Annotated in this window: 10 protein-coding genes and 1 pseudogene; 7 read left to right on the top strand and 4 right to left on the bottom strand. The window is 59.8% G+C overall.

Translation table 11 applies throughout. The features are described 5' to 3' along the window. The first annotated feature begins 3 nt into the window (after positions 1 to 3). From atpH to atpD, 5 genes and pseudogenes are all read left to right on the top strand, one after another. Complete coding sequence (gene atpH, locus KJ624_04055) at positions 4 to 570, top strand: ATP synthase F1 subunit delta (protein MBU2009004.1); 567 nt, start codon at positions 4 to 6, stop codon at positions 568 to 570. After that, the gene (gene atpA, locus KJ624_04050) at positions 546 to 2,057 is read left to right on the top strand and encodes a F0F1 ATP synthase subunit alpha (GenBank protein ID MBU2009003.1); all 1,512 of its coding nucleotides are present in this window, start codon (positions 546 to 548) and stop codon (positions 2,055 to 2,057) included. The genes atpH and atpA overlap by 25 nt, the downstream gene beginning before the upstream one ends. Before the next feature lie 42 nt (positions 2,058 to 2,099). After that, entirely contained in the window at positions 2,100 to 2,312 is a 213-nt protein-coding gene (locus tag KJ624_04045; protein ID MBU2009002.1) for a hypothetical protein, read from the top strand. A 1-nt stretch (position 2,313) separates the two neighbouring features. Next, a pseudogene (gene atpG / locus KJ624_04040) lies at positions 2,314 to 3,178 on the top strand (ATP synthase F1 subunit gamma). 2 nt (positions 3,179 to 3,180) lie between these two features. Then, a complete protein-coding gene (gene atpD / locus KJ624_04035; GenBank protein ID MBU2009001.1) occupies positions 3,181 to 4,572 on the top strand; it encodes a F0F1 ATP synthase subunit beta in 1,392 nt (463 codons plus the stop codon). A 317-nt stretch (positions 4,573 to 4,889) separates the two neighbouring features. On the opposite strand, the gene KJ624_04030 is transcribed toward atpD, so the two are convergent. Beyond that, positions 4,890 to 9,125 carry a hypothetical protein gene (locus tag KJ624_04030; protein MBU2009000.1) on the bottom strand — a complete coding sequence of 1,412 codons (4,236 nt, stop codon included), beginning with the start codon at positions 9,123 to 9,125 and terminating at the stop codon, positions 4,890 to 4,892. A 242-nt stretch (positions 9,126 to 9,367) separates the two neighbouring features. Here KJ624_04030 and KJ624_04025 point away from each other — a divergent pair, with 242 nt between their 5' ends. Together KJ624_04025 and atpC are read left to right on the top strand one after the other, a co-directional pair. Beyond that, positions 9,368 to 9,859, top strand: coding sequence for a hypothetical protein (locus tag KJ624_04025; GenBank protein MBU2008999.1), 492 nt, complete (start codon positions 9,368 to 9,370; stop codon positions 9,857 to 9,859). A 241-nt stretch (positions 9,860 to 10,100) separates the two neighbouring features. Then, positions 10,101 to 10,535, top strand: a complete 435-nt coding sequence (gene atpC / locus KJ624_04020) for a F0F1 ATP synthase subunit epsilon (GenBank protein MBU2008998.1) — start codon at positions 10,101 to 10,103, stop codon at positions 10,533 to 10,535. On the opposite strand, the gene KJ624_04015 is transcribed toward atpC, so the two are convergent. The 3 genes from KJ624_04015 to KJ624_04005 are packed head-to-tail and all read right to left on the bottom strand — an operon-like array spanning position 10,518 to position 12,329. Further along, positions 10,518 to 11,423, bottom strand: coding sequence for an SDR family oxidoreductase (locus KJ624_04015; GenBank protein ID MBU2008997.1), 906 nt, complete (start codon positions 11,421 to 11,423; stop codon positions 10,518 to 10,520). The two genes, atpC and KJ624_04015, sit on opposite strands and share 18 nt — an antisense overlap. Next, on the bottom strand, positions 11,407 to 11,859 hold the full coding sequence (locus tag KJ624_04010; GenBank protein MBU2008996.1) for a dehydratase: 453 nt from the start codon (positions 11,857 to 11,859) through the stop codon (positions 11,407 to 11,409). Before KJ624_04010 ends, KJ624_04015 begins: the two co-directional genes overlap by 17 nt. An 8-nt stretch (positions 11,860 to 11,867) precedes the next feature. Continuing rightward, positions 11,868 to 12,329: a MaoC family dehydratase N-terminal domain-containing protein gene (locus KJ624_04005; protein MBU2008995.1), complete on the bottom strand. Its 462-nt coding sequence runs from the start codon at positions 12,327 to 12,329 to the stop codon at positions 11,868 to 11,870. Between the last annotated feature and the right edge of the window lie 291 nt (positions 12,330 to 12,620).

Below are 12,620 nucleotides of genomic sequence, written 5' to 3'. Positions count from 1 at the left end.
CCTATGCCCCGCATGGCCTCCGCCCGCCGCCATGCCCAGGCTATATTCCAGATTGCCCGGGCCGCAGGTGAGTTGGAGAAATGGCGGGAGGAACTGGCTAAGGTGGCCCAGGCAGCGGCCGACCCTGTCCTCTCCCTCCTGCTGGAGAGCCCCCGCCTTGCCCTGGCGGAGAAGGTTGCCTTGTTGCAGGAGAGGCTTCCCTGGGCCGGCCCCCTGGTGCTGAACTACGCGGGGCTCCTGGTGGCCCGCGGCAGGCGGAGGCTGGCGGGGGAGATTGCTGAGGAGTATGAAAGGCTTCTGGACACCTACCACGGTATTGAGCATGCCGAGGTCATCACCGCTGTCCCCCTTGGGGGGGAGGAGGTGGAGCTCCTGGCCCGGAGGCTGGCGGCGATGGTGGGGAAGAGGGTGGTGGTGAAAGCGAAAGTGGACCCCGCCATCGTCGGCGGACTGGTGGCGAGGGTCGGGGGCCAGCTCCTGGACGGGAGCACGCGCACGAGACTGGAGCTTTTGAAGAAGAGTCTTTCAGAGGGAGGTGCTGGCCCATGGCCACCCGGGGACACGACATAGTAGCCATCCTCAAGCAGCAGATTGAGCAGTTTGGGGCCCAAGCGGTCCTGGTGGATGTGGGGACGGTGGTGGAGGTGGGGGACGGCATCGCCCGCATCCACGGCCTCCAGGGGGCCGGATACAATGAGCTCCTGGAGTTTTCCAACGGGACGCTGGGCATCGCCCTGAACCTGGAGGAGGACTCGGTAGGGGCCATCGTTCTGGGCGATTACTCCTCAATCAAGGAAGGCGACGAGGTCAAGACCACGGGCCGGATTGTGGAGGTGCCGGTGGGGGATGGCCTCAAGGGACGGGTGGTGGACCCCCTGGGCAGACCCGTAGACGGGAAGGGCCCCATCCAGGCCAGCCGGACCCGTCCGGTGGAGAGGGTGGCCCCCAATGTGGTCGTGCGCCGCCCGGTAAACGTCCCCGTCCGCACCGGTATCAAGGCTATAGACGCAATGATACCTATAGGCCGGGGCCAGCGGGAGCTTATCATCGGCGACCGCTCCACCGGCAAGACGGCCATCGTCATGGATACTATTATCAGCCAGAGGGGGGGCGACCTCGCCTGTATCTATGTGGCCATCGGGCAGAAGGCCTCCAAGGTGGCCCAGATGGTGGCCACCCTGGAGCAGCACGGGGCAATGGCCCACACCATCGTGGTGGCGGCCAACGCCTCGGACCCCATCGCCCTCCAGTACCTGGCCCCCTACTCGGGATGTGCCCTGGGGGAGGAGTTCATGGAGCAGGGCAAGGACGCCCTGGTCATCTACGATGACCTCTCCAAGCACGCCTGGGCCTACCGTCAGTTGTCTCTCTTGCTGCGACGGCCATCGGGGCGGGAGGCCTACCCCGGGGATGTCTTCTACCTGCACAGCCGCCTCCTGGAGAGGGCAGCCCACCTGGCCCCGGAACATGGCGGCGGCTCCCTCACCGCCCTGCCCATCATTGAGACCCAGATGGGGGATATCTCCGCCTACATCCCCACCAACGTTATCTCCATCACCGACGGCCAGATATACCTGGAAACTGACCTCTTCAATGCTGGCATCCGCCCCGCCCTGAATGTGGGCCTCTCGGTCTCCAGGGTGGGGGGGGCGGCCCAGACCAGGGCCATGAAACAGGTGGTCGGGAGGCTGAGGCTGGACCTGGCCCAGTACCGGGAGCTGGCCGCCTTTGCCCAGTTCGGCACCGCCGAGCTGGACAAGGCCACCCGGGCACAGCTTGAGCGGGGCCAGAGGCTGGTGGAAATCCTAAAGCAGCCCCAGTATGAGCCTATGTCTCTGGAGAAGGAGGTCTCCATCCTCTACGCCGGCGTCAACGGCTACCTGGACGATGTGCCCGTTGACAAGGTCTCCCGATGGGAGGCGGAGTTCCACAGCTTCATGGAGACTCACCACCCCCAGGCCCTCAAGGCCATCGCCACCGACAAAGAGCTCAAGCCCGAGACCGAAGAAAAGCTCAAGCAGGCCATAAAACAGTTCAAACAGACAGTGACGGTGTAGGCCAGAAGAGGGCCACGCCGTTTTCAAGGAGGATGGGCGGCTATGGAAGCTAAGGCGATTGGAAAGAACGTTGTATTCTATGTGGGCGAGCATGTAGTTGGTCAGCGTCGCGTACACCCACTATTCATCAAGGTAACCGACTACAAAGACCGCTGCTGGGCGGAGACGCCGCTGTCGGGACGAGAAATTCAAGAGATGATCAAGTTCTTCCAGGAATATCTTACCCTTTCAGGAGAGGGGGCCGGGGTGAGGTAATATGCCTCCCATAAGGCTTGTCCGGCGGCGCATAAAGTCTGTCCAGGGTGTCTCCAAGATTACCCGGGCCATGGAGATGGTGGCTGCATCGAAGATGAGGCGGGCCCAGGAGAGGGACCTCCAGGGCCGTCCCTATGATGTGAAACTCCATCAGGTCCTGGCGGACCTGGCCGCCATCCCCATGCCGCCGGAAGAAGCCCTCCACCCCCTTCTCCAGCAAAGGGGCGGTGAGGAGGGTTGGGGTGGTCCACATCACCCCCGACCGCGGCCTCTGCGGGCCCCTCAATGCCAATGTCAACCGGCATCTGGCCGGCTTTATCCTGGAGGCCGGGGTCCCGGTAACGGTCATCAGCATCGGAAGAAAGGGCCGGGACTTCCTGGTGCGGACCGGGCAGGACCTGAGGGCAGAGTTCACCGGTCTGGGGGACCGCCCCCGGCTGGCGGATATCCTGCCGGCGGCCCAGATTGTCTCTGACGACTTCACCCGGGGGCTGATAGACAGGGTCTACATCAGCTATCCCCTCTTTGTCTCCACCATGGTCCAGCGTCCCACGATGGAACCGCTCCTGCCCGTGGAGCCGGCGAAGCTGCCCACGGCCCAGAAGGTGGACTATATCTTTGAGCCCGACCCCCGCCATGTCCTCTCCCAGCTCCTCCCCCGCTATGTGGAGATGCAGATATACCACGCCCTCCTGGAGACCATCGCCAGTGAGCAGTCGGCCCGGATGGTGGCCATGAGAGCGGCCACGGAGAATGCCCAGGAGCTCATAGAGCATCTCACCCTCCTCTACAACAAGGCCCGACAGGAGATGATAACAGAAGAGCTCCTGGATATGATGGGGACCAAGTTTGCCCTGGAGGAATGAAGATGGCTAAAGGCAGAGTTGTGCAGGTTATCGGGACGGTGGTGGATGTGGAGTTCCCCCCCGAGGAGCTCCCTTCCATCTATGATGCGGTGGAGGTCCCCGTGGACGGCTCCAAGATTGTCCTGGAGGTCCAGCAGCATATCGGGAACAACTGGGCGCGGTGCCTGGCCCTGACCCCTACCGACGGCCTCAAACGGGGGGCGGAGGTGGTGGACACCGGCGGGCCCCTTAAGGTGCCGGTAGGCAGGGAATGCCTGGGCCGGCTGTTCAATGTCTTTGGCGAGCCCCTGGATAACCTGGGGGAGGTGAAGGCCAAGGACAGGTGGCCCATCCATCGGCCCCCTCCCCTCTTTATGGACCAGGAGACTCGCCCCCAGATGCTGGAGACCGGCCTGAAGGTGATTGACCTCGTCACCCCCTTCACCCGGGGAGGGAAGGTGGGGGCCTACGGGGGGGCGGGGGTGGGCAAGACCGTTATCATCCAGGAGCTCATCCGCAACATCGCCACCGAGCACGGGGGCTTTTCGGTCTTTGTGGGCGTGGGGGAGCGTTCTCGGGAGGGGAACGACCTCTGGCTGGAGATGAAGGCCTCGGGGGTCATTGACAAGACGGTCCTGGTCTTCGGCCAGATGAACGAGCCCCCGGGGGTGAGGCTGAGGGTGGCGCTCACCGCCCTCACCATGGCCGAGTTCTTCCGCGATGAAGGGGGGCAGGACGTGCTCCTCTTCATAGACAACATCTACCGCTATACCCTGGCGGGGATGGAGGTCTCGGCGCTTTTGGGCCGGATGCCCTCGGCGGTGGGCTACCAGCCCACCCTGGCCACGGAGATGGGGGAGCTGGAGGAGCGCATCACCACCAACAGGAAGGGCTCCATCACCTCCTTCCAGGCCATCTATGTGCCCGCGGATGACTACACCGACCCGGGGATTGTCACCACCTTCGGCCACCTGGATGCCGTCATCGCCCTGGACCGCGCCATCTCCGAGATGGGCATCTACCCTGCCATGGACCCCCTGGCCTCCACCTCCCGCATCCTGGACCCCCGGATAGTGGGGGAGGAGCACTACAGCGTGGCCCGGGGCGTCCAGCGGGTCCTCCAGCGCTACAGGGAGCTCCAGGACCTCATCGCCATCCTTGGCATAGACGAGCTTTCCGAGGAGGACAAGCTCACCGTAGGCCGGGCGCGGCGCATCCAGCGGTTCTTGTCCCAGCCCATGTTCGTGGCCGAGGCCTTCACCGGCACCCCCGGCCGCTATGTGCCCGTAAAAGAGACGGTGAGGGGCTTCAAGGAGATACTGGAGGGCAAACACGACCACCTGCCCGAGCAGGCCTTCTACATGGTAGGCACAATAGACGACGCCCTGGAAAAGGCCCAAACGCTGGGCGGGTAAAGGAGGGAAAGCTATGGCACTGGTCAGATGTAGTCAGCACGGCCCGCCAGCCGGCAAAAAACGGCGATACATAAGGAGTGTTAGACCATTAGGTTATCCAGACACGTCCACAATTTGCGGAACGGCAGGTTGCTCCAATCCAGGGTTCGTTTGGTTGGACGAAAACGACGACAGGGCCTATGCCAGTGGGGATAAGATTATTGCAATCCCTATGCATGGGGTCTGTGCAATTAAGGTGGAGTAGCTGGTGGGATATCTTGTCAGCCGTCCGTTTAATACCGCTATGGGGTGCAGGGGCGTAGCCCCTGCCGGGGGTCTCAGGGGGTGTCCCCCTGAACTGAATCAAGATTCCCCCTCTCCCCCAGGGAGAGGGGGCCAGGGGGTGAGGGCAATAGAAAGCCATTGGGGGAGGCTATGTGGTTTGCGCGTTCCCCAGTTTCCTTGCTGCAAAACTTGACCAGTTCAGCAAAATCGTTGATCTTGGCGAGGTTGTTGGTCTCCATAATACCGTCATAGGTGAGGCTGATCCACGGCTTCTGGTAAGTCGCAGTGAACTTCTCAGCCATTGCTGCCACAATTCCTCCTGGCATACAGCCGTGGGGCATTACCGATATCACACCAGCGAACTTGGGGTCCTCCATCCATTCGATTCCGGCACCTATACTGAGAACTGCCTCGCTTCCACACTTGGGGGAGAGAAATTGGCTTGTCTTATGCAGTACCTGCTCTATTGAAGGCTCTCTCACATCCAGCATCCCCTGGAAGTGCCTGGCCACCCGGTGCTCATCGTGCTCTTGGACCAGCTTCTTGATGTAGCCCCTTACCATTTTCAAGATTTCTCTGTACTTGACAGCATCCTCAATATTTCTATGCGAGATGTACTTGACCCATTCCCCCATGGAGGAAACGGTGACTTCAAGGCCTGCCCCTTCGCATAGCTTCACCAGGTCGTTATTGCTGAATCTGTTGGAGCGCAAGTAGATTTCGCCGTTGATGCCGACCAGTGGTCTTCTGGGCAGCTCAGGGTCAATCAGTGATTTGAATTCACTGGCTGCCTGCTTGAGGATGTCGTCGTAGTTCTCTTTTCTACGGATGTGGTCGGCAATCTGGCTGATGGACTCATCAAACAGTCTATCTGCGCACCCTTCGCGTTTTTCATAGGGGCGGGCACGCCAGAGAAGCTTCTGCAGGTAGTCTGTGGCAACTGCACCTTTCCAGGCAAGGCGTTCAAAATCAGGACCGAGGTTTAGGTCGCGATAGGCATTGTTGGACACCGTAGTACGTATCGGAAGGTCAAAACCAATATCTTTAAGTATCAGCATCTGTTCTATGGCATACTTGCCAAAACGGCACGGGCCATATGACCCAGCCATAAATCCCTCAACATCTTTCAAAGCGGCGCCATTTTCATGGTAGAACCGCAAGAAGTCGCCCAGAGTTACACGGTATGGGAGACATTCCGTGCCGGATGTTACCTGGTTGCTGTAGAGGAGATTGCGTTCATCCGGCTCAGGGAGGACAGTTACCTTGGCACCACAGGCCTCCATTGCTGCAGCTACGGCTTCTATGTAAGGTGCCATCCTGGGTACGAGAAGAGTCTTCTTTGTATTGTTTAGTGTGGACGTACCCCTGTAGATGTATTTACGCGAGGCTTCATGCTGTTTGGCAGAGCGGGCATAGCCCCTGATGGTGTCTACGAAGGCCTCAAGACGGGTAACGATGCCGGCCTCAGCAGCATGTTCATCGATTTCGAGCTGTCCCAGGGGCTTGCCTCCCATGATATCTTCCATGATTCTCAGTATGAATGAGTTCGGGCCGCACCCGAAGTTCGTCAACGCCAGGCCGTATAGCTGCGGGTCTGGAGCCGTTATTGCTGTGCCGGCTATGAATTTGCCTTCATATGACCAGTAGGGACGGTCTGAGTAGGTCTTGGGGTCCACTTCGGAAAGGGGCAGGAAATCAAGCGGCACGGGCACCACACCAAGCTGGGCCAGTTTCTCGGCTATACCAAGATTCGCCCCTGAGTCCTGTGACATGTATGCCCTTGTGAGCAGGACCACACCCAACTGGCCGCTTTCATGAAGTTGCTTCAGCAGCCTGCTGCCAAGCTCCACCCGCTCGGTCTCGAATCTCCGCTGGGCTTCAATACCAGCCACCGCCGCTTCCTTGCCCTTGCTTCTACTGAACCCCATCTTGACAGCGGCATCAGCCAGGCTGTCTATCGTCTCGGCATCGCCACGGCTGAAGTCCACTATGGGTATCAGCAGTCGTTCTCCGAGGTTGAGGACCTGGCGTACTATAAATGGTGATGCTTGGACCAGGGGACAGGCGTATTTCTGGTTCTCATCCCCGTCTTTCTTGCCCAATCGGATTGCGCAGGGATAGAGAACATGGTCAACACTATCAAGCGATGCCACATGCCCGTGGAGAAGTTTGAGAGGGAAACAACTGTCAGTGTAGCTTAGCTCCACTGCCCGTTCCATGATTTCTTTGGTGGTCCTGCTGGAGAGGACAACCCTCGCGTCCAGCGCGTTCAGAAAACCGATAAGCAATGGCGCATAGTCGTATACTACGAGCGCCCTGGGGATGCCAACCGCAGGCCCGGCGCCGGAATCCGGCTTGTAATCCTTGAAGAGTAGTTTCTCCCGTTCGTCAAAGGAGGTTTCCCTTCTTGTCTGGGCAACGGCGCTGTCATAGCGGTCGCACCTGCTGCCATAGAATGTAGATTTCTCGTTGGGAACCCGCATCCGGGTGATAGTACAGTTGTCGTCACACGCCTTGCAGGTGAACGTGGAGAGGTTGCAGTCGCTGTCAATGACCACCTGGAATCCCCGGAATCTCGAACCCTGGCCCCCCATCGTCTCTTTGGCAAGAAGCGCTGCGCCGATTGCGCCACTGACTTCCCTGTGCTCGGCCACGGTCAAGGTTTTCCCCTTGAGTTGCTGATGAAAGGCAGAGACAATAGCCTGGTTGTAGAATACAGCCCCGGTAAGGATAATCTTGGTCCCCAGCTTTCTGTTACCCACCACTTTGGACAGATAATTCTTCGCAATGGAGTTGGAAAGGCTGGCGGTGATGACCTCTATAGGCACACCCTCCTGCTGGGCAGCAGAGACTGCCTGCCCCATGAAGGCAGCGCATCTTGTGCCCAGGTCAATGGTGTGGGGTGCTGCGAGTGCCAATCTGGCGAATTCACCGCTATTCACAGAAACATCAAGCATCTCTGACATTTCATCAATGAAACTTCCAGTTCCGGCAGCACATGCCTTGTTCATCTGGTAGTCAACGACAACCCCGTTCCTCTTGATGACAAGCTTGGAGTCCTGGCCACCTATCTCGATGATGTCCGCTTCAGCGTCTATTTCAGCGGCAGCTCTTGTCTGCGCCGTTATCTCATTCTTAATCAGGTCCGCTCCAATAAAGCTACCGACCAGGTATCTGCCGGAACCGGTTACGCCCGCACCGGCTATTCTGACCTTACCCGCGCCATCCCGAAGCAGATTTCTGAAGACCTGCTTGACTGCGTCAACAGGCCTGCCCGCGGTCATCAGATAGTTTTTTGCCAGAATCCTGGTGCCAGACTCATCAAGTATCACTGCTTTGGTGCTTGTGGAGCCTACATCAACCCCGAGATAGCCCACACACGGCCCCTCGATTCCGTTTCTCCCCTGGCTTTCCTTAAGGGCCACATCGGCAAGCCGGGGCATTTCAAAATAGCGCTGCCGGGCATCGCCTTCAGGTATCAGGCTGACTCTGGAAGTCTTTTCTCTCGAAAGCAAGGCCACTCCCAGGGCTTCAACATGTAGGTGATGCTCGGGGACGACTGCCTGGACCGGGTGCCCGTTTCTTGCCGATAGAATTTCGTTGAGAGCCTTGAGTACAGCGCCATTGGCGGCAACGCCACCAACAAAGTAAACCGGCTCCCTGAAGCTCCCTTTCTGGAGAGAGGCGACCATCCGAGCGATGCTTTCACAAAGCGCATAAAGCATGGCTTCAACAGAGACGCCCTTCTGCTGCAGGTGAATGAGGTCACTCTTGGCAAAAACACTGCATCTGGCAGCTATCCGGGGCGGACTGCCCTGGCACTGCAGGGCCAGCCTGGCGAAGTCATCCATGCTAATGCCCAGGCGGTACGCCTGTTGCTCAAGGAACCTTCCCGTGCCCGCTGCACATAGGGGATTTGATGCGACCCTCCATGGCTTTCTCAATCCGTCTTGCAGGGCGATGACAAGGGAACTCTGGCCGCCAATTTGTATGATTGTTTTGGCATCGGCATGGCGGTGAAGGAGACCTGAGGCAATTGCCAGTGAGCTGCTGAACTCTGCCCAGCCAAAGTCTTTCGGGATAACAGCTTTGCCGGAGCCAGATACACCAGCACTCGCAATTTGGCCGAGATTGAACTGCTTATCTAACCTGGCAATGAGTGAGTTGACCGCGGACTTGGCATTGGAGGCTATCTTCTCAACATCCAGGTGAACTGTCCTGCCGTCGTCTTCGATGAGTGCCAGTTTGGCATTGACAGAGCCGATATCTACGCCGAGAAAGTAATTCACTTTTCGGAGTCCAATTCTACCAGGAAACTGACGTTTGTGCAAAGGCTGGCCATTTTGACGGCTTGACTGGTCATTTCCAGGCTCTCCTTGGAGGTAGAAGCTCAGCGCCCCGTAAGAGTTAGGGCTGACACTTCAGTGCAGACAGTCAGGTGTTGTTCAAGGAGCGTTCGCGTGCATGGCGGAAGAGGGTATAATTGTGCCAATGGCAGGGCTGGCTTGATTGGTGCAGGAGGAAGAGAGAGATGAGAATCCAAAGCCTTGAAAGGGCGGGTCTCACTGTCATACTCATGCTGGTGGTGGCCATGCTCGCGGCCTGTCTTGCGCCCGCGTTGACGCCCATCCCAGCACCTACTCCTACTTCACTTCCGACATCGGGCTCAACCCCCATCGGTGAGGTCAGAGGCCTCCTCGGTGAAGAATTGTTGCTGCATATTGGGCACACGGCCTTCATCGCTGACGAGAATCTGAAGGTCGAGTTTGTTCGAATTGTAGAAGATAGCCGCTGCCCGAAGGGCGTTGTCTGTATCTGGGCGGGCAGGGTTGTGGCCGAGGTCCGCATCAGCGCCGGTGAGGCAACAGATGGGTTGGTACTGGCTGAGACCGGTCTTACTGAAGCATATGCAACCAGGGACTATCAGAAATACCGGCTTTCCTACCATGTGGAACCCTATCCAGAGCAGGGCAAGACGATATTAGACAGCCAGTACCGGCTTTTGCTCACAGTAAGTAAATGAGCCAACAGCGAGATGCTTCCACCCGCTTCTGAGGCTATTCAAGGGGGAACCTCAGCTTGAAAGGCGGCATAACACTTGTGGGCGGGCCGGTTGCATAAGCCGAAGGGACTCTTGCGTCTCCTGGTGGAGAAGGTATACTGCAGGGGAACAGAATCGGGGGTTATCAACTATCATCCCCATCTGGGGAGAGATGTATCAATTGCCTGCGCTCTCCCGATGGGGGTCAGGGGGTGAGGGAAGTTTGCCTATGAAGATAGATATTGTTTCGGCGGAACGGCTGGTCTATTCGGATGATGTTGATGTGGTGGTGGCGCCGGGGGTGGAGGGGCAGCTGGGCATCCTGCCCCACCACGCCCCGTTGATGACCATGCTCCAGCCGGGGGAGCTCCTCCTGCGCAAAGGGAAGGAGGAGGTCTCCCTCTGCATCACGGGGGGCTTCCTGGAGGTGCGGCCGGATAGAGTTGTCGTCCTGGCCGATGCGGCGGAAAAGTGCGAGGAGATAGACCTGGCCCGGGCCGAGGCTGCCAAGAGGCGGGCAGAAGAACGGCTGACGGGCCGGGCCCCGGAAGCAGACCTGGCCCAGGCCCATGCTTCCCTGGCCAGGGCGGTGGCCAGGCTCAAAGTGGCCGAAAGACACCGCCGGAGAAGGGGGTCCGGGCTAGAAGGCGGGGGGTAGCTCCCTCACCCTCCCCTTGCCGATGGTCCTGGGGATGAGGTCCACCAGCTCCTCGGGGGTCCAGTCCCCGCCCTCCCTGGCGAGCTTCTCACGGACCGCAAGCTCGTCATAGAGGCCAACGAAGCCGCGGTAAACGAGGAAGGTGCAGCCGTTGATGTTCTCCGCCGCCTCGCTGGCCAGGAAAACCACCAGGGGGGCGACGCCCTCAGGAGTCATGGCCGCTGTCTCCTTTATCAGGTCCTGGCGCCCCGCCTTCTCCCAGGCGGCTATAAGCTCGGGCCTCATGGTCATGTGGGTGGCGGCGCGGGGGCGGATGGCGTTACAGGTAACCCCGAACCGCCCCAGCTCCCGGGACGCGGAGCGGGTGAAGCCGACAATCCCCTCCTTGGCGGCGGAGTAGTTGACCTGGCCCGGGTTCCCCAGCCCTGCCTCGGAAGAGGTGTTGATGAGCCGGCCGTAGCGCTGCCGGACCATGTAGGGGGTGGCGAAACGGGTGCAGTAGAAGGTGCCGTAGAGGTGCACCTTGATGACCGCATCCCAGTCTTCGGGGCTCATCCTGAAGACCAGGTGGTCCCGGAGGATGCCGGCATTGTTCACCAGGATGTCTATCCGGCCGAAGCTGTCTATAGCCGTCTTGATAATCCTCTCCGCCCCTTCGGGGGTGGCCACGCTGTCGTAGCTGGCAACGGCTATGCCCCCCTTGCCATTGATTTCCTCCACCACCTCATCGGCAGGGGCGGCGGGGGCGCCGGTGTCATGTCCCCCCCCTTTCAGGTCGTTGACCACCACTTTGGCCCCCTGAGCTGCCAGGGCCAGGGCCTCGGCCCGGCCGATGCCCCGCCCTGCCCCGGTGACCACCGCCACCCTGTCCTCAAGCAGTCCGCTCAACTGTCTCCTTTCTTGACGGGAGGGCCACCACTGCCCGGCCCGGCGTAGTCTTTTCACCCCTGGGGTTCTCCGCCCATATTTCGAGTTCCGCCAGGTGTTCCCCATCCTGGGCATATTTCCTGGTGATTTTCCCCTTCAATATTATGTCCTCGCCGGGGTAGTTCATCCCCGGGTAGCTCACCCTGAACTTCTTTATCCACCCCCCTTCCCCCATCCAGTCGGTGAGGAGCTGGCCCAGGAAAGAGAAGACCAGCCAGCCGTGGACGATGACTCCCTTCAGCCCCTGGGCCTGGGCGAAGTCCTTGTCGTAGTGGATTTCGTAGAAGTCCCCCGAGGCCCCGGCCCACTTCACCAGCTGGCGGGTGGTGGGGTGCTTCACCAGGGGCGGGAGCTCCTGGCCTGCCTCCACATCTTCATAGAATATCTGCTCTGCCATTTCTCCCCCTAGTAGCGGACAAGAGTGTTCCGGCCCTTGGCCACCGCCTCGCCGGACTGGTTGGTATAGGTTATCTCAAAGATGAGGAAGAGCGTCCGGCCCAAGGCTCCTTCCCCTTCGCGCAGGTTCACCAACCGCCCGGTGACGGTGATGCGGTCGCCGGGGCGGATGGGCTGGTACCATTCCAGCTCATTGCCCCCGTTGAGGAGCCGCTTCAGGGGGGTGGGCGTATTGAAGAGCAGCTTCATCATGCCCTCATTGACGAGGCAGGCGGGGAAGGCGGGGGAGGCAATAAGCCCCCCGTAGCGGCTCCGGCGGGCCTGTTTTTCGTCGTTCCACAGGGGGTTGGGGTCCTCAATGGCCTGGGCAAAGCGGATGATGTCGCCTTTGGTCACCTCCCAGGTGGTGGGGGGGAACTCTTTGCCTACCAGGGCCTTGAGCTCAGGGGTGACAGCCGATTCCTGGGCCACCGTCTCCTCCTTTCCCGGAGTCCAGAAAGTCTAAATTCCGCGGGGTGGGAAGTCAAGGCGGGTTGCTTAAAATCAGCCGGGCTTTCCTGCGGGGCTCTTCGGCCTTTCCCCATTGCCCCCCGGCCGCGCCCATTTGAGGCCCATTTTACCCTGATTAGGGTCAGACACATGTCGGACACTGGCAAGGGAGATGAAGGGGCGATATGCTGGGGTTTCGATGGGTGTTTATGGGGCCATTCTGCCGGGAGCGGCGCGCCTGGCACGGCTCCTGGCAGAGCCCTCTGAGGAAGC

The sequence above is a fragment of the Chloroflexota bacterium genome (genome assembly GCA_018825785.1).
Taxonomy (GTDB): Bacteria; Chloroflexota; Dehalococcoidia; order JACVQG01; family JAHKAY01; genus JAHKAY01.
The sequence above is the reverse complement of the archived record's forward strand: the minus strand, read 5'-3'. Positions and strand labels throughout refer to the sequence as shown.

What these genes read in the sequence shown, in the direction of transcription:
- atpD (MBU2009001.1), top strand. Translation starts at nt 3,181, where the DNA reads ATGGCTAAAGGCAGAGTTGTGCAGGTTATCGGGACGGTGGTGGATGTG.
- KJ624_04010 (MBU2008996.1), bottom strand. Translation starts at nt 11,859, where the DNA reads ATGGCAGAGCAGATATTCTATGAAGATGTGGAGGCAGGCCAGGAGCTC.
- KJ624_04045 (MBU2009002.1), top strand. Translation starts at nt 2,100, where the DNA reads ATGGAAGCTAAGGCGATTGGAAAGAACGTTGTATTCTATGTGGGCGAG.
- atpH (MBU2009004.1), top strand. Translation starts at nt 4, where the DNA reads ATGCCCCGCATGGCCTCCGCCCGCCGCCATGCCCAGGCTATATTCCAG.
- atpA (MBU2009003.1), top strand. Translation starts at nt 546, where the DNA reads ATGGCCACCCGGGGACACGACATAGTAGCCATCCTCAAGCAGCAGATT.
- KJ624_04025 (MBU2008999.1), top strand. Translation starts at nt 9,368, where the DNA reads ATGAGAATCCAAAGCCTTGAAAGGGCGGGTCTCACTGTCATACTCATG.